Raw genomic sequence first — 19,380 nt, 5'->3', positions numbered from 1 at the left:
CGTGAGTACCACTCGCGTCGAACCGGACGAACCAACGTTTACCAGCAGGCAACCGCTGGACTACGTGCCGGGGATTTTGCTGCTGATCGGCGTCGGACTGCTGGGCAAATACGCCCAGATCTGGTGGAACACGTTGGCCAAACACGAACACTGGCGGGTGCCGGACATCGAATACGTGTTGTGGGCCATCGTGATTGGTCTGCTGATCACCAACACCATCGGCTTGCACCGGATATTTCGTCCGGGTGTGCAGACCTACGAGTTCTGGCTCAAGGTCGGGATCGTGGTGCTGGGAGCGCGTTTCGTGCTCGGCGCCATCGCCAAGCTCGGCGCGATCAGCCTGGTCCAGATTCTGGTGGACATGACGATCGCGGGGACCGTCATCATCGTCGTCGCGCGCGCTTTCGGGTTGTCGGGCAAGCTGGGCTCGCTGCTGGCGATCGGCACATCGATTTGCGGAGTGTCGGCGATCATCGCGGCCAAGGGTGCGATCCGCGCCCGTAACTCCGACGTCAGCTACGCCATCGCGGCAATCCTGGCGCTCGGCGCGGTGTCGCTGTTCGTGTTGCCACCGCTGGGTCACGCGATCGGGCTTACCGACCACGAATTCGGCTTGTGGGCAGGTCTTTCCGTGGACAACACCGCCGAGACCACCGCCACCGGCTACCTGTACTCCGACCACGCCGGCAAGATCGCGGTGCTGGTGAAGTCGACCCGCAACGCGCTGATCGGGTTCGTCGTCCTCGGTTTCGCGCTGTACTGGGCGGCGCGCGGACAGGCCGATGAGATCGCCCCAGGTGCAAAAGCCAAGGCCGCGTTCATCTGGCAGAAGTTCCCGAAGTTCGTGCTGGGTTTCCTGGTGGTATCGGCGATCGCGACCGCGGGCTGGCTGACGAAAGGGCAAACCGCCAACCTGGCGAACGTGTCGAAGTGGGCGTTTCTGCTCACCTTCGCCGGGGTCGGGCTCAACACCGATTTCCGGCAAATCGCGCGCACCGGGTGGCGCCCGCTGGTCGTGGCTGTGATAGGACTCACAGTTGTCGCGACGGTCTCGCTGGGCATCGTCCTGCTGACATCGCGCGTATTGCATTGGGGCGTAACCACCTAGCGAGAGCACGCGACGCGGCCTCTCGCGAGGCGCAACACGCCGGTCCGCGAGTCAGACGGTAACGTAATCCCCATGCAGCACTCGTCCGTCGTTGCTCTGCTACGCGAACGCGCTGGTCTGCCCGGTTCGATGCGCACCACGTGGGACGTCCGGGCAGCCGAATCCTGACATGTGGATCACCCTTCTGGTCATGGCCTTCGCAATGAGCGTCGAGCCGTTCCGGATCGGCATGACCGTGTTGATGCTGAACCGACCCAGGCCGATGCTGCAGTTGTTCGCATTCCTCTGCGGCGGTTTCGCGATGGGTATGACGGTGGGCCTGTCCGTCGTGTTCGGACTCCAGCGCAGACTGCTGAGTTCTCCGCACGTAAGTTTGCCGAAACTTCAGATTCTGATTGGCGGTTCGGCGCTGCTTGTCGCCGTGGTGCTAACGGCACAGGTCGCGCTGCGAGACAAGGTCGGCGCGTTCAAACGCGGCTCCGCCGACGAGTCGGACCTGCACGAGCATCACGGCCTGGGCCGGTTTTCCAGGCGGCTGCTGCAGGGGCGTTCGCTGTGGGTGGCTGGGGTGGCCGGTCTCGGGATCGCACTGCCATCCGTGGACTATCTGGCGGCGCTGGCCGCCATCGTGGCCTCCGGCACCGCCGCCATGACGCAGTTCAGCGCGCTCCTGATATTTCACGTCGTGGCGTTCGCGCTCGTCGAGATCCCGCTGCTGGCCTATCTGCTGGCGCCCGACCAAACACGTAACTGGATGGTCGCGCTGCAAATCTGGATCCGCTCGCGCCGGCGCGTCGAGGTGGCCAGCCTGCTGGCCGCGGCCGGTGGCGTGCTGGTGTTCATCGGCATGCGAAGTCTTTAGCGCCCGGCCGGCCCGCGCGCCGCAAGCCCGCTAGCCCGCGGTTTGCCGCAGCGGATTGCGGCGCACATACATTTCGGCAAGGAACTGCTCGACCGCCACCGCGGCGTGTGCCGCGCGGGCCGAGCCGAAGATGTCGAACGCGTGCTGCGCCCAAGGCAACTCGGCGTAGACCACGGGCTGGTTGCTGACCTCGCCCAGCCGCGCCACGAAACTGCGGGCCTGTTCGACCGGAACCAGCGAGTCGTTGGTGCCGTGCAGCACGAAAAACGGTGGGGCGTCCGGACGAACGTGGGCGATCGGCGAGGCCGCTCGGAACGGCTCGTCGATGTCCGTGCGACTGACCTTGAACACGTTCTTGGCCACCATCGCCGCCATCAGCGGATGTATCGCGGTGCCGGTCGCGTTGAAGTCGTAGACGCCGTAAAACGGCACGGCCACATCCACACTGGTGTCGGCGCTTTCGAAGCCCGGCTGAAACCGCGGATCGTTGGGGGTCAGCGCGGCCAGCGATGTCAGATGTCCGCCGGCCGAACCCCCGGTGATCGCAATCCAGTCCGGGTCACCGCCGTAGGAGGCGATGTGCTCCTTCGTCCAGGCGATCGCGCGTTTGACGTCGACGATCTGATCCGGCCAGGTGGAGCGCGGGCTGAGCCGGTAGTTGATCGCCACACAAATCCAGCCCAGTTCGGCCAGATGGCTCATCAGCGGATGTGCTTGTCCCCGTTTGTTTCCCACCATCCACGCGCCACCTGGGATCTGCAGTAACACCGGGGCACGCCCGTTGCGGTCGAGGTCGGGCCGTCGCCAGATGTCGAGGTGGTTGCGCGAACCGCACTCCCCGTAGCTGATATCGCCGTCATGCGCGTAGTCGCGATAGATGCGCAACATGCGTGCCGCGCCGGGCTTTTTCGCGGTCGCACCCCCGGGCGCCGGGCGTTTCCACAAGTCCCCCGACTCGGTTCGGCGCTGGGTTCCCAGCCCGGCGTCGAGCGCGGCGGTCAGCGGTTCGTTGGCCTTGTGCCCGAAATGGCGCAACGCCAGCAGGCCCAACCCCGATACCGCCGTCAGCAGCCAGCTGATGCGCCGGGTCCGCGCGGGCACCCGACGGGACAGCGCCGCCAGCGTGGTGAATTGGACGCCGAGCACCTGCAGCGGCAGCTCGGAGGCGAACACGCCATAGGCGAATGCGAAGACCGAGCCGTAGCCGCCCTTGCTCAACGGCCGATAACCGTTGGCGGTGAATGCGAGGCTCACAATGGACGCCAGTACTGCGCGCAATCGCTTCACTGCTGTCCTTTCCGTGCAACGACGGTTATGCCGTCACCACGTTAACGCTCAGGTGGCGCTGGGTTGCGATGCCCCGGGCCTGCCGGCCTGGGCCGGATCTTCCACGATGTGGTACATCGGATCGACCATCGACATCGGCCGGTTGCCGCTCTGCTTGGGCTTGCCGGTGATTCGCAACAGCTGGCCGGGCTGGATGTCGGCTCCCCCGTGCCCGGACGGGAACACCACGGTGATCTCGCCGCTGTGGTCGCCGACGACGATCGACCGGATGGTGCGCCGGCCCTTGCTGGTGTCCTCGACCTCGTTGACCCGTCCTTCGAAGGTGGCGCGGCGCCCCGGAATCAGGCTCGCCACGGTGATCACCGACCGCGACGGATCGGGATGTTCGTAGGCTTCGACTTTCTCGTCCTCACCGCGGGTAACCCACTCGCCGAACTTCTCGAGTTCGTGCGCGATTCGCTGCTCGAAGCGTTCCGGGTACGCCTCCTCGATCCGCGTCTGGACGTCGTAGGGAACGATCGTCGCCGCGGCGTCGGGGATCATGCTGACCGCCCGGGCGATCTTGTCCGCGGTGCGGTCGTGCAACAGCCGGCCCACCAACGGGTTGTACGTGCGGCGTGGCAACAGCGCCGTCACGTTGGTGTTCCGCTGTTCGTCAATCGACTTGGCGATGAACAGTTGCGCGGCGCGGATGATCCGCCGGTCCGGGCAGTCCACGACGCGCAGCCGGGTGTCGAGTTCGAAGTGATCCCAGCGTTTTCGTATTTGCGCGGCGTAGGCGGCGTCGACCATGAAGTGCACCGCGATCATCTCGTCGGCCCGTAATCCCTTGCCGTATCGCAGCGCTTCGATCACGGCGAGATCGACGGAGTTCACGAACACGAACACCTTGTGTCGCGCGTACTTCACCAAATCGGGCCGTTCGGTGCGGAACATCTCGAGAATTGCGGCCTCCGCGCGATATTCCTGATTCAGCCGCATCAGGATGAAAACCAGCACCGGGAACACGATGACGACCAGCCAGGCTCCCTCGGTGAACTTCGCCACCGCGAAGATGGCGACCACGACGGTGGACAGGATTCCCGCGGACAGGTTGATCACCAACCGGGTTCGCCAACCGGACTCGCGATGGGTCAGATGGTGTTTGGTCATGCCGTAGCCGGCCATCGAGAATCCGGTGAACACACCGATCGCGTAGAACGGCACCAGCGCGTTGACCGAACCGCCGGTCACCACCAGCAAAACCACCGACAGTGCGGTGAGCGCGATGATGCCATTCGAAAACACCAGGCGGTGACCGCGTTTCATCAACTGCCGGGGCAGGAAACGATCCTCGGCGACGAAACTCGCCAGCGCCGGGAAACCGTTGAAACTGGTGTTCGCGCCGGTGAACAGAATCGCGGCCGTGGCCGTCTGAACCAGGATGTAGAAGATGTTGCCGAGCACGCCGCCACCGAAGACCGCACGCGCGATCTGGGACAGTACCGACGGATATTCACTCTCGTACGGCGTCGCGTGCGTCTCGAACGCGAGATAGGCGACCCCGGCGAGCAGGAACCCCAGGACGGTCGCCATCGCGGTGAGCACCCGACGTGCGTTGCGGCCCTGCGGCTTTCGAAACAGGTCGACGGTGTTGGAGATCGCCTCGACCCCGGTCAGCGACGAACCACCGTTGGCGAACGAGCGCAGCAGGGTCAGGATCGTCGCGCCCATCACCAAGCCGTCCGCCTTGTGCACCGGCACCGTGCCTGGCAGCTGCATGGGGTCGTACACGGGCAGGTCGCCGATCAGCACCCGCGCGACGCCGACCACGATCGTCAGGCCGACCATGACGATGAAGAAGTAGGTGGCGAACGCGAACTGCCAGCCCGCTTCCTTCAACCCGCGCAGGTTCAAGAAGCAGATGAGCAGCACCACGCCGACCGTGATTTGCAGGCTGTGCGGCCCCAGCGACGGGATGGCCGACACCACCGCCACGGTCCCGGCCGCCGCCTGCACCGCGACCGTCACCACATAGTCGATCAACAGCGCCGCGGCGGCCACCTGAGCGACCCGCGGCCCGAAATTCTCGCGCGCCACGATGTAGGACCCGCCCGCGCGCGTGTAGGCCATCACGACCTGCCGGTAGGACGCGGTCACCAACACCAGGATCAGCAGAATGACGCCGGTGATGGGAAGCAACAAGGCGAACGCCGCCAGGCCCGCCGCCGGCAGCAGTTCGATCAGAATCTGCTCGGGGCCATAGGCGGTCGACGAGATCGCGTCGGGTGAAAGCGCGCCCAGGGCAACCGGATTCGACAGTTTCTCGCCTGCCAGCTCCTCGGTGATAAGCGGCTCTCCCAAGAAGATGCGCTTGGCGATGTCCTGGACCGACAGCGGGAGGCGCAGTTTGCTAGCCGAAGTTGTCACGACACAACATTCCTTACCCGAGAGCGAGCGGCTGGTAATGCCTTCGATGCATTGTGCCGCTTCGCCTGCTCAGCGGCAGACGGACGCCCAATTTCTCGCAATCAGGGCGCTGGCTATGCGGTGAGCCGCTGCACCGCGGCGTCGATGCGCTCGTCGGTGGCTGTCAGGGCGACGCGGACATGCTGCCCGCCGCGCGGACCGTAGAACTCGCCGGGCGCCACCAGGATGCCCCGGCCGGCCAACCACCCGACGCTGTCGCGAGAGGGCTCACCGCGGGTTGCCCACAGATACAGCCCGGCTTCGGAATCGTCGATGGCGAACCCGGCCGCGCGCAGCGCCGGCGCGAGGATCAAGCGCCGCCGCGCGTAGCACTCGCGCTGCACCTTCTCGTGGTCGTCGTCGTCCAGTGCTGCCACCATGGCGGACTGCACCGGCGTCGGCACGATCATTCCGGCGTGCTTGCGCACCGCCAGCAGCTCGGCGACCAGGCCGGGATCACCGGCGACGAAACCGGCCCGGTACCCCGCGAGCGACGAGCTCTTCGACAGCGAGTGCACGGCCAGCAATCCGGAGTGGTCGCCGTCGCAGACGGCGGGATGCAACACCGACAGCGGCTCGGCTTCCCAGCCCAGGCCGAGGTAGCACTCGTCGGAAGCCACCACGACATCGCGCTCCCGCGCCCACCCGATGACCTTGCGCAGGTGATCGAGGCCCAGCACGCGCCCGGTCGGGTTGCTCGGCGAGTTCAGGTAGACCAGGGCCGGCGATTGCGGCCCCAGTTGGGTCAGCGAATCCGCCCGGACCACCTGTGCCCCGGCCAGCCGGGCACCGACGTCATACGTCGGGTAGGCCAGTTCGGGAACCACGACCACATCCGCGGGGCCAAGCCCCAGCAGGGTCGGTAGCCAGGCGATGAGCTCCTTGGTGCCGATCACGGGCAGTACCGCGGACTCGGCGAGCCCGGTGACGCCGAAGCGTCGGGCCAAGGCCGTGACGGCGGATTCACGCAGCTGGGCAGTGCCGGCGGTGGCGGGATACCCGGGCGAGGCGCTGGCGGCCGCCAGCGCCTCTTGGATGACCGGCGCGACCGGGTCTACCGGGGTCCCGATAGACAAGTCGACGACGCCGTCCGGATGAGCACCGGCCAACGCTTTCGCCTCTGCCAGGGTGTCCCAGGGAAACTCCGGCAGAGATGCCGACACAGCAGGTCGGCCCCCCCTGGGCTCCTGCGCCACTGCTCCCCCTTAGTCTCCTTCGCCCTGCGGCGGCAGATCTTTGACCGCTTGCGGATCATTCTCGGTCATTCCGACCTTGGCCGCGCCGCCGGGCGAACCCAGCTCGACAAAGAAGTCGGCGTTGATCTGGGTGTACTGGCTCCACTGATCGGGCACGTCGTCTTCGTAGTAGATCGCTTCGACAGGACATACCGGCTCGCAGGCCCCGCAGTCCACGCATTCGTCCGGGTGGATGAACAGCATCCGTGCGCCCTCGTAAATGCAGTCGACGGGGCATTCTTCGATGCACGCCTTGTCTTTGATGTCGACGCAGGGTTGGGCGATCGTGTACGTCACGGACGTCTCCTCAACGTTTTCTCTTTAGATTGCTCAGTGTGGGCTGCTGTTTGCCTCGCTGCGGCGCTTCCGGCCACGTAAGCAAAGCTTTCGGTTACTGATACTAGACGTTGCACATACACGTCAACCACCGGGCACACCACGATGATTGCCCGGTTTCATACGGTCAGTCTCGCAGCAACGCAGGTCGCCGCACCGACGATTCGAACGTGTCGACACGATCGCCAACCGTGATTCGTCAGACGATTTCCTCCGTGTGACGAACGTCACCCAGACGTTGATCTGCTGATAGTTACATTCCGGGCGGGGTGTCCGAATAACTGCGAAAGAAAAGAACGTCCGCAACGGCTGGTAGCCTCGTCCGGGACGGCAGCCGCTGGGGCAAATCACGTAGCCGTCGTTGGCTTCATAGATCCGGGGAAGGTGTCCAAGCATGATGACGCTGTCGTTAGGCAAACTGGCAGCCGCGGTCGGTGCTGCGGCGGTGGCGCTGAGCGCCACTGCGGGGGTTGCTTCGGCAGACCCGCTGGATCCGATCATCAACACGACCTGCACTTACCCGCAGGTGATGGCCGCGCTGAACGCGAACGACCCGGCCACAGCCCAGGAATTGAACGCGTCGCCGTTCGCGCAGAACTACATCCGGCAGTTCCTTGCCTCGCCGCCGCCCAAGCGCCAGCAGATGGCTGCGCAGATTCAGGGCATGCCGGCCGCCGCGAAGTACTTCAACACGATCCAGCAGGTCGCGGTCGTCTGTAACAACTACTGAGCCTCGGCTCAGTAACCGCTGAGCAGTAGCCGCAGCCGGCCCAGGGTTTCCGGGCCGACGCGGCTGCTGACCCGCGACGGATCGGCGGGGCGACGTCCCCACAGCAGCAGTACGCGCGCGGCGGCCGGCCCCTCAGGCTCGGCGAATCCAATGGTGGTGTGGTCGGATCGCGCCTCGAGCACCACATCGTCGGTGCCGGCAACGCGCAACCGTGCGGCGACCCGCTCGCCCGTGCGCAGCTGCTTGACCCCTTTGGCCAGCAGCGGTCGCCCGACCGCCAGCACGCTGTGCGTGGTCATCCACGGCTCGGACAGCCGCACCCGGGCCGCCTCGTCATCACCGGTGATGTCCCAGCCGTGCAGCACCCGCTTTTCGCGCATGTGTTCGGCGAACCAGGGCACCTTCATCGTGCGTCCGGTCCAGCAGCGCGTCCCACAGGTCGGCGTCGCCGAGATCGCGCAGTGGGCCCTCGCGCTCCTCGAACCCGCGGGTGCCGACGGGTTCGCCTGCCAGATGCGCGCCCAAGCACCCGGGCGAGTTCCTCGGCGTTGCCGGCTTGATGGATGACGATGTCGCGAACGGTCCAGGCTTCACACCAGGTACCGCTATCGGGTCGACGCTGTTGCACCGCATCGACGAAGGGCTGCCGTTCCGGGAATCGTCGGGGGTAAATGACTCGCTGCACGGCCTCGGGTATACCCGGGGCCTCTGACAAAAAACCGCAATTACGCGGCCAGCGGGCTGTAGTCGGTCGTGCGCTGGCGCGCCGGGCGGCCGATGCCGTGGGCGATCGCAGTCAGCTCGGCCACCGTCTTGGCCGACCCGTACTCGGAGCCGGCCATCCTGGAGATGGTCTCCTCCATCAGCGTGCCGCCCAGGTCGTTGGCGCCGCCGTTGAGCATCACCTGGGTGCGCTCGGTGCCGAGCTTGACCCAGCTGGTCTGAATCTGGGAGATGCGGCCGTGCAACATGATTCGCGCCAGCGCGTGTACGGCCCGGTTGTCGCGGTGGGTGGGCCCGGGACGGGCCGCACCGGCCAGGTACAGCGGCGAGCTCTGATGCACGAAGGGCAGCGGCACGAACTCGGTGAAACCGCCGGTGCGGTCCTGGATTTCACGCAACACGTTGAGGTGGCCGACCCAGTGTCGCGGGCTGTCGACGTGTCCGTACATCATCGTCGACGACGACCGCAGGCCGACCTCGTGCGCGGTGCTGACGATCTCGATCCACATCGACGTGGGTAGTTTGCCCTTGGTGAGCACCCAGCGCACTTCGTCGTCGAGGATCTCGGCGGCGGTGCCCGGGATGGTTCCCAGCCCGGCCTCGCGCAGGCTGATCAGCCACTCGCGCACGCTCAACCCGCTCTTGGTCACGCCGTTGGCGATCTCCATCGGGGAGAACGCGTGCACGTGCATCGACGGGACCCGGGCCTTGACGGCGCGCACCAGATCGGCGTAGCCGGTGACGGGCAGCTCGGGGTCGATCCCGCCCTGCATGCACACCTCGGTCGCGCCTTCGACGTGCGCCTCCCAGGCGCGCTGGGCAACCTCGGCCGCGGACAGCGAATATGCGTCGGCGTCGCCCTTGCGCTGCGCGAAGGCGCAGAACCGGCAGCCGGTGTAGCAGATGTTGGTGAAGTTGATGTTGCGGTTGACCACGAATGTCACGTCGTCGCCGACGGTGTCGCGGCGCAGCGAATCCGCCAGCGCGGCAACCGCTTCCAACGCCGGGCCGTCGGCCGTGGCCAACGCCAGGTACTCGTCGTCGGAGCAGCCGCCGGGGTCGCGCTCGGCCGATCGCAGCGCGGCCAGCACGTCGGTGTCGATGCGCTCGGGGGCGCCTACGTCCCTGGCGGCGAGCTCGTGCACGTGGGCACGGATGGACTCCCAGTCGCCGAACGCACTGTCGAGGTCGCTGCGCGCCTCGCTGTTGCGCCCCTCGGTGTCGATCGCGGAATTGAGATCGACCCGCCCGGTGGACTGCGCCTCGTCGGGTTCCTGCCACGGCATGCCGGTGGGGTTGACGTCGCGAGCCAGGCCGGTCGCCGGATCGGCCAGTGCCGCGACGTGCCCGCGCACCCGCGGGTCGATCCACGCCGCCCCCGCCTGGACGTATTTGGGCTGCGCGGTCAACCGCTGCACCAAGTCGAATCCCGCTTCGGCGGTCACGGCGGCCAGCTCGTCCAAAGCGGGCCAGGGCCGTTCTGGGTTGACGTGGTCGGGGGTGAGCGGTGAAACCCCGCCCCAGTCGTCGACTCCCGCGGCGACCAGCGCCAGGCACTCCTGCCGCGACACCAGATTCGGCGGCGCCTGGATACGCATGCCGGGTCCAAGCACCAGGCGCGCCACCGCGATGGTCGCCAGGTAGTCGTCGATCCCGGCGTCGGGGACACCGGCCATCGCGGTGTGTTGCTTAGCCCGAAAATTCTGCACGATCACTTCTTGGACATGACCGAATTCCTTGTGCGACTTGCGAATCGCATGCAGGGTATCGGCGCGCTCGGCCAGCGTCTCCCCGATGCCGACCAGCAGACCGGTGGTGAACGGAATCGACAGCCGGCCCGCATCGGTCAGCGCCCGCAGCCGCACCGCCGGGTCTTTGTCCGGGCTGCCATAGTGCGCAAGCCCTTTCGTTTCGAAAAGCCGGCGCGAGGTCGTCTCGAGCATCATGCCCATCGACGGCGCCACCGGCTTGAGCAGTGACATCTCCGACCAGCTCATCACGCCCGGATTCAGGTGTGGCAGCAGCCCGGTTTCCTCCAGTACCCGGATCGCCATCGCGCGCACATAGGACAGCGTCGAGTTGTAGCCACGCTCGTCGAGCCAGTCGCGGGCCTCGGACCAGCGGTCCTCCGGACGGTCACCGAGGGTGAATAATGCTTCCTTGCAACCGAGTTCGGCCCCGCGCCGGGCGATGTCGAGGATCTCGTCGGGCTCCAGATACATGCCGGCGCCCTGGGCGCGCAGCTTGCCCGGCACCGTGACAAACGTGCAGTAGTGGCAGTTGTCCCGGCACAGATGCGTGACGGGGATGAACACCTTGCGCGAATAGGTGATCGGCAGCCGACCGCCGGGGCCGCGTCTGCCCGCCGACTCCAGACCCGCGTCGCGCACCCGCGCCGCGCTCGCACACAAGTCGGCCAGATCGGCGCCGCGGGCGGTCATCGCCACCGCGGCCTCGTCGACATTGAGGGCCACGCCGTCGCGCGCCCGGCGCAGCACCCGCCGCAGTGCGGAAGCGCTCGCCTTCGGCGGAACGACTGGATTAGGCAGAGCGGTGGGCTCGTCACCCGGAGTCAGCGGCACTTTGGTGTAACTTCCCCACGATCGAATTTCATCCGCGCGTCCCAACATCTGAATTCTCGGGAACCATATCGGGTGCCATTGCGCAACATTAGCGCCAGGCCGGGATGCGTCAGCCGTAGTGGTAGCCGCGCCGCCACAACACCAGCACCGGCGGTGTCACCCCCAGCACGATCAGCAGTAGCGCACCGTAGGCCATCAGCCCGCTACCTCCCAGGATGATGTCGTCGGCGGGACCGCCCATGCTGATCACCGCCACCGTCAGCAGCCACGTCCACAGCGGTAACGCCGCCACCCGCGCCGACCGGGTCCACCGGCCGGCGGCCCAGACCAGGGCGGCGTTGACCAGACCACTGATCAGGCCGCTGATCGGAAACGGAATCGTGCCGATGTAGAAAGGCAGCAGTAGAGCCCCGGCTAGTGCTGATAAGACCCCGTCGACGGCCAACAGCGCCAACACTACGACGCGGATAGCGGGGTCTGTCGCGCCCGTGTCCTCGACGGCCGCGGCGCGTGGCTTGGTTTCGGTCAGGTCGGGACGCTGTCGACGTTCGACATGATCGACCCGATAACCCACTGCAGACTGTCGAGCCGGTCCTGCCAGTGCTGCAGGTTAGGGTCCAGGTCGGGGTCCATGCGAATTCCTTCCGTGGCTGCCTGCCTGGCAGCCTACCGCGTCGCGGGTTCGCCGAGATTGAGTCCCGCGAGCAGATCGGTTTCCCAGCCGCGCCCGTCGCGATCCCCGGCGGTGCCGGCGACCAGCACGTAGTGCTCCTCGCCGAGGATCGGCAGCGCCATGTTGTTCGACAGCGCGCACGCCCGCCCGGTCGGGCCGACGACCACCTGCGTGGCGTGCGCGGCCAACGCTGCCACCTTGGCGGCCAACGCATCCGGCGGCGCTGCCACGACGGCATCGATGGCGTCGTCGGAGAACCCGAAGTCGAATTCCTCCTGGGGCGGGATGGTCCACCCGGGCAGGAGATCGTCGGGGCCCAGGGCGTGCCATCCGGCCAGGAACGCATTGACCGCGAGCACCGTCCAGTAGAACTTCGGCACTTCCCATGGCTCGCCGGGGTAGTCGGCTCCTTCAGGTCCGGGTCCGGCCGCGGCGACCGCGGCGGTGGTGACGGTGTGGGCCCGGATGTGGTCGGGGTGCCCGTATCCGCCGTTGGGGTCGTAGGTGACGACCACGTGCGGGCGCAGCCGGCGGATGATGTCGACCAGCGCCCCGACGACCTCGCGTTCGTCGGCGTCGATGAAGCGCTCGCGGCGCCGCTTCTCGGTGCCCTCCATTCCGGAGTCGCGCCAACGTCCCGCGCCGCCGAGATAGAGAGGTGCACCGACGCCCAACGCCTGCAATGCCGCGGTGAGTTCGCCGATACGGTAGCCGCCGAGCTGGTCGGCCCGATCGAACGCGAGCTCCGCCCAGCGGTCCCCGATGACCTCGCCCTCCTCGCCCAGCGTGCAGGTCACGACGCTCACTTGGGCCCCGCGCGCGGCGTAGTACGCGATGGTGGCGCCGTTGCTCAGACTCTCGTCGTCGGGATGCGCGTGGACGAACAACAGCCGCGCGGTCTCAGCCATGGACGCACCCTACCCGCAGCCGAGCCGGTAATCTCGCCCGTTGTGTCTCAGCAGAGCGTGCCAAATAGGAACGCTGACGGCTACTATCGGGAGATGCCGCAAGCCACCGAGGCCGCGCCGAGTGGCGTCCGTAGCCGCCGGCGCGGCAAGGTGCTCGAACGCGCGCTCTACGAGGCCACGCTGGCCGAACTCGCCGAGGTCGGATACGGCGGGCTGACGATGGAAGGCATCGCCGCGCGCGCCCAGACCGGCAAGGCCGCGCTGTACCGGCGCTGGTGCAGCAAGCGCGAATTGGTGCACGCCGCGCTCGTCTTCGCGCTGCCGTCGCTGCCCGAACCGCGGTCCGGCCGGTCGGCGCGCGACACCCTGCTGACGGTGTTCACCGCGCACCGCGACGTGCTGGCCGGCAAGACCGCTTTTCCTGGCCTGGACACCATTCACCAGCTGCTGCACGAACCCGAGATGCGCATCATCTTCGCCGACGCCGTGGTCAACCCGCGGCTGAAGATCGTCGAGTCCATCCTGGCGGCCGCCGTCAAGGCCGGCGACATCGATCCGGCCACGCTGACCCCGCTGACCGCCCGCATCGGGCCGGCCCTGATCAACCACCACTTCCTGTTGACCGGCGAACCGCCGAATCGGCGCAAGCTGGCGATGATCGTCGACACCGTGATCCCGCCGCGAGAATCGGCGTCCTCGGACGACCGCTAAGGCCCGGTTTTCACCCATTCACCGGCGTCGCCGACGATGCCCACCGGCACGGCACCCGAGAGGCTGACATTCTGCACGCTGGGGCCCGCCCCGACGATCGTGGTGTCCTGCAGGATCGGCAACACCGTCGACATGTTCCACAGCCGCGGTTCCACCGCGGTGATGACGTCGTTGATGCTCTTGGTGCCGTTGAGGGCGGCGTCGATGTTGGACTGAATGCTGCGATCACAGATTCCGGTGAGGTTCGACGGCGCCTGCACCAGCGCGCCGGGCTCGGGCGGACGACTCGGCGCCGTCGGCGTGGTGCTGGGCGGCGCGACCGGTGTGGTCGAGGCGACGGGTGTGGTCGTCGGCGGCGCGGAGGCGGTCGGTACCGCCGTCGACTCCAGCGCGGGGCAGCCGTAGCGCGATGCCAGCAGCGTCGCCAGGTTTCCGCCGGCCTGATGCCAGCCGACGATCGCGTCGACCTGGTTGTTGGTCAGCGCGTCGCGATACAGCGTCACCGGATCGAGCGCCGATACCGACGCCGCGATGCCGACGTTGCGCAACTGGTCGGCCGCGGTGTTGGCCACGGCCACCGACGTCGGGTCATTCGCGGCCACCCCGATCACCAGCGACAGCTGCTTGCCGTCCTTGCTGATCCGGCCGCGGGTCACTTCCGGCGGCCCGGTGGTCGGCGGCGGGGTCGTGGTTTCGGGCGCCGGCGAGCTGTTCTCGACCTGGTAGCCCGCCGCCGAAAACAACGCCAGCGCAGCCTGTTTCGTCATCGCGGGCGGCGCGGTCGGTTCATAGCCGGGGTCGCTGGGCGCCCTGATCTGGGCCTGGTCCAGCGAGATGGTGTTGTCGCTGCCGGCGCCCACCGCGGCAAGCAGGTCGACATCGAGCAACCCCAGAATCCCTTTGCGAACCTGCGCGTCGGCCAGCTTGGGCTGGTTGGCGCGCAGCGTGAGCTGCATGACGCGCGGTGTCATGATCCGGGCGGTCCGCACGTCAGGGATGGCCGACAGCTGCGCGAAGGACGCCGAGCCGCCGTGCACCTGGGCCACCTGCGTGTCGCCGTTGCGCACCGAGTCGGCCAGGGCCGCCGGGGCGCCGGCCCGGCGGAACTGGATCAGGGCCGGTTTGGCGGGCGGCCCCCAATAGCGGTCGTTGCGGGCGATCAGGATCTCGTCGCGCTGCGGGTCGATGTTCTCCACCCGGAACTGCCCGCCGGTCACCGTCAGCGACCGGACCAGTCCGGCGGCGAAACCGCCCGGCACGTCCTTGACGATGTGCGCCGGCAGCAGATTGTTGAACAGTTCCTTCCAGGCCGGATACGGCTGCGCGAAGGTGACGACGGCCTGCTTGCCGCCCTCGAGTGACTGCACACCGGTGATCAGGTCGTAGCCGGCCGGATCGACCACCCCGGGTTGGGTGACCATCTGGTGCCACAGGTACCAGAAGTCGTCGGCGCCGATCGGGGCGTTGTCGGTCCACTGCGCCTCCGGCCGGATCTTGTAGGTCACCGTGAACGGGTTCTGACCGGTCACCTCGGCCGACACCAGCAGGGTCGGGTCCAGCTCCCACCGCGAACCCGTGGGCGTACTGGGGTCGGGCACCGGCCGGAACGCGCTCGGCAACACCAGCGCACTGATCGCCGCGTTCACCGGAGACAGGTCGGACATCAGATGCGGGTTGAACCCGGCGCCGATCGAGTCGATGCCCATGATGATCTGGGTGATCCGCTGTGGCGGCGGCGGTGTGTTGTGCGGGGTATCGGTGCTTTGCGGCGCCGGCGGCGGGCTGACGGTGCAGGCCGCCAGCGTCAGGCCCATCAGCGCTAACAGCGCGCCGGCCATCAGCAAAACGTGGCGGGCTCGGTGCAGCACGAGCATCAGGGTATCGACCGCCTGCCCGGCGGCTTTCTGAATCCTTCGGGCAAAGGGCAACAACAAGCTAGCCCCGAGCTTTCGCCCGGGCCTTGCTGCGCGCCCGGGAGGTGGCGTCCAGCTCGACCTTGCGCACCCGCACGATCTCCGGTGTCACCTCGACACATTCGTCGGCCGCGCAGAACTCCATGGCCTGCTCCAGGTCGAGTTCCAGCGGACGGGCCAGCGTCTCGATGACGTCGGCCGTCGAGGACCGCATGTTGGTCAGCTTCTTCTCCCGGGTGATGTTGATGTCGAGATCCTCGGCGCGCGGGTTGATTCCGACCACCATGCCCTCGTAGGTGTCCTGCCCGGGCTCGACGAAGAACTGGCCGCGGTCGGCGAGCTGGATCATGGCGAACGGCGTGATGACACCGGCCCGATCGGACACCAGCGAGCCGGTGTGGCGGGCCCGGATCTCGCCGGCCCACGGCCGATAGCCGTCGAACACCGCATTGGCGATGCCGGTGCCGCGGGTCAGAGTGAGGAAGTCGGTGCGGAAGCCGATCAGGCCGCGGCTGGGCACGATGAAGTCCATCCGGACCCAGCCGGCCGCGTGGTTCGTCATCTCCTCCATGCGGCCCTTGCGGCCGGCCATCAATTGGGTGATGGCGCCGACGAATTCCTCGGGGCAGTCGATCGTCATCGCCTCGAACGGCTCGTGGAGCTTGCCGTCGATCGTCTGCGTGACCACCTGGGGCTTGCCGACCGTGAGCTCGAAACCCTCGCGACGCATCTGCTCGACCAGCACCGCCAGCGCGAGCTCGCCGCGGCCCTGCACCTCCCACGCATCGGGCCGGTCGATGTCGACGACCTTGATGGAGACGTTGCCGACGAGTTCGGCATCAAGCCGCGACTTCACCATGCGAGCGGTCAACTTGTGCCCTTTGACCTTGCCCGCCAGCGGCGAGGTGTTGGTGCCGACGGTCACCGAGATCGCGGGCTCGTCGACCGTGATGCGCGGCAGCGCGTGGGCGTGATCGAGGTCGGCCAGCGTGTCGCCGATCATGATCTCCGGAATGCCCGCGACGGCGACGATGTCCCCGGCGATCGCCTCGTCGGTGGGCGTACGTTCCACGCCCTCGGTCACCAGCAGTTCGGTGATCTTCGCGTTCGTGATGACGGGATGCCCGTCCACCTCGCGCATCCAGGCGACCTGCTGGCCCTTGCGGATGCGGCCCTTGTAGATGCGGATCAGCGCGAGGCGCCCGAGGAAGGCCGAGGCGTCCAGGTTGGTTACCAGTGCCTGCAACGGTGCCTCGGGATCGCCCTGCGGCGGCGGGATGTGCTCGAGCAAGACGTCGAACAGTGGATCGAGGTTGTCGCCCTCGGGGTTCTGGCCGTTGGCCGGTTGCGTTGTGCTGGCGATGCCCGCCCGGCCCGAGGCATACAACGTCGGCAGGCCGAGTGCGGCCTCGGCGGCCTTCTGCGCTTCCTCGTCGAGGTCGGAGGCGACGTCGAGCAGCAGGTCGTGACTCTCCGAGACGACCTCGGAGATCCTCGCGTCGGGCCGGTCGGTCTTGTTGACGACCAGGATCACCGGCAGGTGGGCGGCCAGCGCCTTGCGCAGCACGAACCTGGTCTGCGGCAACGGCCCTTCGGAGGCGTCGACCAGCAGCAGCACGCCGTCGACCATGGACAGCCCGCGTTCGACCTCGCCACCGAAGTCGGCGTGGCCCGGGGTGTCGATGACGTTGATGACGGTCGTCGACCCGTCCGCGTTCTTGCGATGCACGGCCGTGTTCTTGGCCAGGATCGTGATGCCCTTTTCCTTCTCCAGATCCCCGGAGTCCATCAGGCGCTCGACCGCATCGTCCCCACGGTGTGTCAGCGCGCCGGATTGCCGGAGCATCGCATCGACGAGGGTGGTCTTGCCGTGGTCGACGTGGGCGACGATGGCGACATTGCGGAATGGCACGTCGGTGATTGTGGCAGCGGGGACCCACCAATGGCGAACTGAGCAGCTCACCGGGAGAACAGCGCTGCTGGCAGCCCGCGCTCTGCAGGGCCTGATTCCCTCCGGGTCGCCGGACGGATGTTTGGCGATCGTCGTGCCCAACACTGCGGCAAGTGGCTCGACATCGGGCGTGGTGCAGGTCAGCGCGATCAGAAATTCCTCCCCGCCGGCGCGGCAGACGATGGCGTCGGCGGCCGCAAGATCACGAGTTGCGCGCTGACAACCGTGCCACGAAAGCCGTTACGTCGCCGTCGAAAGCGCGTCGGCCAGGTCCGGCAGCCAGGCACGGTCCGCCGGCACCCAGTCGACCTCGGGCAGTTCGGCCACCGTCACCCACCGCAACGCCCGGTGGTCGTGCGGGTGGGGTTCACCGCCCGCCAGGCGCACCAGGTAGGCCCGCAGCGTCGTCGTGTCGTTCAGGCAAACGTCGTCGCCGAGCCGATCCCCCACCACGACGTCGGCGGCCTCGAGGCCCAACTCCTCGACCAGCTCGCGGGCCAGGGCTTGCGGCTCGGTTTCGCCGGGCGCGACCTTGCCACCGGGAAGTTCCCAGCGCCCGGCCAATTCCGGTGGCCGGACGCGTTGCGCGACCAAGACCGCAGGGCCGCGGATGACCGCTGCGGCGACGACGACTTGGGTCGGCATGGGCGGGTCAGGCCGCCACCGCGCCCCGAACCGCTTCGACGAAGGCGCGCAAGTCGGGTTCGGAATTCCCGAAGCGCGGCGGCCAGTGCGTCAGCCGTAAGTCGGTGACGCCGGCCTTCGACAGCGCGGCCGCGTCCGCGGCGACGGCGGCCAGATCCGGCCGGTCGCCGGCGTCGGCCTTGACCCGAAGCGAGCCGGTGACACCGAACCCGTGCGGGTCGCCGCCGGCGGCTTCGACCGCCGCACGCATCCGCCCGATTCCGTCGGCGAGGTCGCGGGCGTCTTCACCCCAAGGGATCCAATACTTTCCGAAGCGCGCGAGCCGGCGGGCGACGGCACGATTGACCGTCCCACTCACCCAGATCGGCACCCCGCCGGGTTGCAGGGGTTTGGGCATCTGGTGGATCCGGTCGAAGGTGAGCTCCGGTGACGCGTAGCTGACCTCGTTCTCCCGCCACAACCGGGTGCACACCTCGAGCGTCTGGTCCAGGATGGCCCCGCGCTTGCCGAAATCGACTCCTGCGACGTCGTATTCCTCGCGCTGCCAGCCGACCCCCACCCCGAGATCAACCCGGCCACCCGATAGAACGTCCAGTGTTGCAACAGTTTTCGCGAGAACGGCGGCGGGGCGCAGCGCAGCGAGCAGGATGTTGGTGCCCAGCCGGATGCGATCGGTGCGCGCCGCGAGATAGGTCAGCACGGTGAGCGGCTCCAGCCAGGGTCCGTCCGGCCCGGTGGGCTGGCGACCGCCGGCCGTTCCCCCCACGCCGGGATCGGCGTAGGCGTCCATGTTCATGCCAAACGCGATGTGCTCGGAGACCAGCACGCGGTCGAACCCCGCGCTCTCCAGCACCTGCGCCCAGTCGGTGAGGTGCTCCCAGCTCGCCGTTGCCTCGGCGGAGAAGGAGGGGATTCCCATCGAGAGCTGTATCGCGGCCACTCGACAAGTTAACCGTTCGACCCCGGTCGCTCGTCAACCGCCCGGGTGATCGCTCATCCTCACCAAGGGGAGTTACCGAATACGTTGGGCAACAACATGTTTACTCGCCCGGTTTGGCCCTCACGCCCGGGCTCGATACAGGTCGTTCAGGTCGGCGGCGATCAGTTTGGCTACCTCTTCGGCCCGCTCCGGGGTTTTGTACGGGCCGCCGATCTCGATATGCACGCTCCACCCGCCGTCCGCGTCAGCGAAGACTTTGACGGCGTCGGATCGTTCCAGGTATTCGCCATGCAGCGCAATGAAGTCCTCAGGTTTCATGCGGTCAGGG

At 67.4% G+C, this 19,380-nt stretch carries 18 protein-coding genes; 4 read left to right on the top strand and 14 right to left on the bottom strand.

Annotation, left to right across the window (positions count from 1 at the left end; all coding sequences use genetic code 11):
• Position 1 precedes the first annotated feature (1 nt).
• Both G6N55_RS23960 and G6N55_RS23955 read left to right on the top strand, forming a co-directional pair.
• A complete protein-coding gene (locus tag G6N55_RS23960) occupies positions 2-1,108 on the top strand; it encodes a YeiH family protein (protein WP_085221071.1) in 1,107 nt (368 codons plus the stop codon).
• Positions 1,109-1,277: 169 nt separating this feature from the next.
• The gene (locus G6N55_RS23955) at positions 1,278-1,970 is read left to right on the top strand and encodes a GAP family protein (RefSeq protein ID WP_085221072.1); all 693 of its coding nucleotides are present in this window, start codon (positions 1,278-1,280) and stop codon (positions 1,968-1,970) included.
• 30 nt (positions 1,971-2,000) lie between these two features.
• On the opposite strand, the gene G6N55_RS23950 is transcribed toward G6N55_RS23955, so the two are convergent.
• From G6N55_RS23950 to fdxA, 4 genes are all read right to left on the bottom strand, one after another.
• Entirely contained in the window at positions 2,001-3,257 is a 1,257-nt protein-coding gene (locus G6N55_RS23950; RefSeq protein WP_085221073.1) for an alpha/beta hydrolase, read from the bottom strand.
• A gap of 48 nt (positions 3,258-3,305) precedes the next feature.
• Positions 3,306-5,666: an amino acid permease gene (locus G6N55_RS23945; RefSeq protein ID WP_085221074.1), complete on the bottom strand. Its 2,361-nt coding sequence runs from the start codon at positions 5,664-5,666 to the stop codon at positions 3,306-3,308.
• Positions 5,667-5,779: 113 nt separating this feature from the next.
• Positions 5,780-6,868 carry a succinyldiaminopimelate transaminase gene (gene dapC, locus G6N55_RS23940; protein ID WP_085221075.1) on the bottom strand — a complete coding sequence of 363 codons (1,089 nt, stop codon included), beginning with the start codon at positions 6,866-6,868 and terminating at the stop codon, positions 5,780-5,782.
• A 42-nt stretch (positions 6,869-6,910) separates the two neighbouring features.
• The gene (gene fdxA, locus G6N55_RS23935; RefSeq protein WP_085221076.1) at positions 6,911-7,237 is read right to left on the bottom strand and encodes a ferredoxin; all 327 of its coding nucleotides are present in this window, start codon (positions 7,235-7,237) and stop codon (positions 6,911-6,913) included.
• 436 nt (positions 7,238-7,673) lie between these two features.
• Between fdxA and G6N55_RS23930 the strand changes: the two genes are divergently transcribed.
• On the top strand, positions 7,674-8,006 hold the full coding sequence (locus G6N55_RS23930) for a hemophore-related protein (RefSeq protein ID WP_085221269.1): 333 nt from the start codon (positions 7,674-7,676) through the stop codon (positions 8,004-8,006).
• 8 nt (positions 8,007-8,014) lie between these two features.
• Here G6N55_RS23930 and G6N55_RS30395 read toward each other — a convergent pair whose 3' ends face one another.
• The 5 genes from G6N55_RS30395 to mshB all read right to left on the bottom strand — a co-directional run bounded on the left by G6N55_RS30395 (position 8,015) and on the right by mshB (position 12,892).
• Positions 8,015-8,413, bottom strand: a complete 399-nt coding sequence (locus G6N55_RS30395; protein WP_085221077.1) for a hypothetical protein — start codon at positions 8,411-8,413, stop codon at positions 8,015-8,017.
• Positions 8,410-8,634 (bottom strand): maleylpyruvate isomerase N-terminal domain-containing protein, encoded by a 225-nt coding sequence (locus G6N55_RS30390; protein ID WP_372517622.1) that lies wholly within the window; start codon positions 8,632-8,634, stop codon positions 8,410-8,412. Before G6N55_RS30390 ends, G6N55_RS30395 begins: the two co-directional genes overlap by 4 nt.
• A gap of 97 nt (positions 8,635-8,731) precedes the next feature.
• Positions 8,732-11,359, bottom strand: a complete 2,628-nt coding sequence (locus G6N55_RS23915; RefSeq protein ID WP_085221079.1) for a bifunctional FO biosynthesis protein CofGH — start codon at positions 11,357-11,359, stop codon at positions 8,732-8,734.
• A 61-nt stretch (positions 11,360-11,420) separates the two neighbouring features.
• Complete coding sequence (locus G6N55_RS23910) at positions 11,421-11,885, bottom strand: hypothetical protein (protein ID WP_085221080.1); 465 nt, start codon at positions 11,883-11,885, stop codon at positions 11,421-11,423.
• Positions 11,886-11,977: 92 nt separating this feature from the next.
• Positions 11,978-12,892 (bottom strand): N-acetyl-1-D-myo-inositol-2-amino-2-deoxy-alpha-D-glucopyranoside deacetylase, encoded by a 915-nt coding sequence (gene mshB, locus G6N55_RS23905; protein ID WP_085221081.1) that lies wholly within the window; start codon positions 12,890-12,892, stop codon positions 11,978-11,980.
• 93 nt (positions 12,893-12,985) lie between these two features.
• Here mshB and G6N55_RS23900 point away from each other — a divergent pair, with 93 nt between their 5' ends.
• Positions 12,986-13,603 carry a TetR/AcrR family transcriptional regulator gene (locus G6N55_RS23900; RefSeq protein ID WP_085221082.1) on the top strand — a complete coding sequence of 206 codons (618 nt, stop codon included), beginning with the start codon at positions 12,986-12,988 and terminating at the stop codon, positions 13,601-13,603.
• Here the strand turns inward: G6N55_RS23900 and G6N55_RS23895 are convergent.
• From G6N55_RS23895 to G6N55_RS23875, 5 genes are all read right to left on the bottom strand, one after another.
• Positions 13,600-15,477 (bottom strand): ABC transporter family substrate-binding protein, encoded by a 1,878-nt coding sequence (locus G6N55_RS23895; protein WP_085221083.1) that lies wholly within the window; start codon positions 15,475-15,477, stop codon positions 13,600-13,602. The two genes, G6N55_RS23900 and G6N55_RS23895, sit on opposite strands and share 4 nt — an antisense overlap.
• Before the next feature lie 61 nt (positions 15,478-15,538).
• Positions 15,539-17,428: a translational GTPase TypA gene (typA, locus tag G6N55_RS23890; RefSeq protein WP_085221084.1), complete on the bottom strand. Its 1,890-nt coding sequence runs from the start codon at positions 17,426-17,428 to the stop codon at positions 15,539-15,541.
• Between the two features lie 279 nt (positions 17,429-17,707).
• Positions 17,708-18,112 (bottom strand): (deoxy)nucleoside triphosphate pyrophosphohydrolase, encoded by a 405-nt coding sequence (locus tag G6N55_RS23885; RefSeq protein WP_085221085.1) that lies wholly within the window; start codon positions 18,110-18,112, stop codon positions 17,708-17,710.
• A gap of 7 nt (positions 18,113-18,119) precedes the next feature.
• Positions 18,120-19,052, bottom strand: a complete 933-nt coding sequence (locus G6N55_RS23880; protein WP_085221086.1) for a TIGR03619 family F420-dependent LLM class oxidoreductase — start codon at positions 19,050-19,052, stop codon at positions 18,120-18,122.
• A gap of 120 nt (positions 19,053-19,172) precedes the next feature.
• A complete protein-coding gene (locus tag G6N55_RS23875) occupies positions 19,173-19,370 on the bottom strand; it encodes a hypothetical protein (RefSeq protein WP_085221087.1) in 198 nt (65 codons plus the stop codon).
• Between the last annotated feature and the right edge of the window lie 10 nt (positions 19,371-19,380).

The sequence above is a fragment of the Mycobacterium florentinum genome, from assembly GCF_010730355.1.
Taxonomy (GTDB): Bacteria; Actinomycetota; Actinomycetes; order Mycobacteriales; family Mycobacteriaceae; genus Mycobacterium; species Mycobacterium florentinum.
The sequence above is the reverse complement of the archived record's forward strand: the minus strand, read 5'-3'. Positions and strand labels throughout refer to the sequence as shown.

What these genes read in the sequence shown, in the direction of transcription:
- G6N55_RS30395 (WP_085221077.1), bottom strand. Translation starts at nt 8,413, where the DNA reads ATGAAGGTGCCCTGGTTCGCCGAACACATGCGCGAAAAGCGGGTGCTG.
- G6N55_RS23915 (WP_085221079.1), bottom strand. Translation starts at nt 11,359, where the DNA reads ATGTTGGGACGCGCGGATGAAATTCGATCGTGGGGAAGTTACACCAAA.
- G6N55_RS23875 (WP_085221087.1), bottom strand. Translation starts at nt 19,370, where the DNA reads ATGAAACCTGAGGACTTCATTGCGCTGCATGGCGAATACCTGGAACGA.
- G6N55_RS23885 (WP_085221085.1), bottom strand. Translation starts at nt 18,112, where the DNA reads ATGCCGACCCAAGTCGTCGTCGCCGCAGCGGTCATCCGCGGCCCTGCG.
- G6N55_RS23895 (WP_085221083.1), bottom strand. Translation starts at nt 15,477, where the DNA reads ATGCTCGTGCTGCACCGAGCCCGCCACGTTTTGCTGATGGCCGGCGCG.
- mshB (WP_085221081.1), bottom strand. Translation starts at nt 12,892, where the DNA reads ATGGCTGAGACCGCGCGGCTGTTGTTCGTCCACGCGCATCCCGACGAC.
- G6N55_RS23955 (WP_085221072.1), top strand. Translation starts at nt 1,278, where the DNA reads ATGTGGATCACCCTTCTGGTCATGGCCTTCGCAATGAGCGTCGAGCCG.
- G6N55_RS23900 (WP_085221082.1), top strand. Translation starts at nt 12,986, where the DNA reads ATGCCGCAAGCCACCGAGGCCGCGCCGAGTGGCGTCCGTAGCCGCCGG.
- G6N55_RS23930 (WP_085221269.1), top strand. Translation starts at nt 7,674, where the DNA reads ATGACGCTGTCGTTAGGCAAACTGGCAGCCGCGGTCGGTGCTGCGGCG.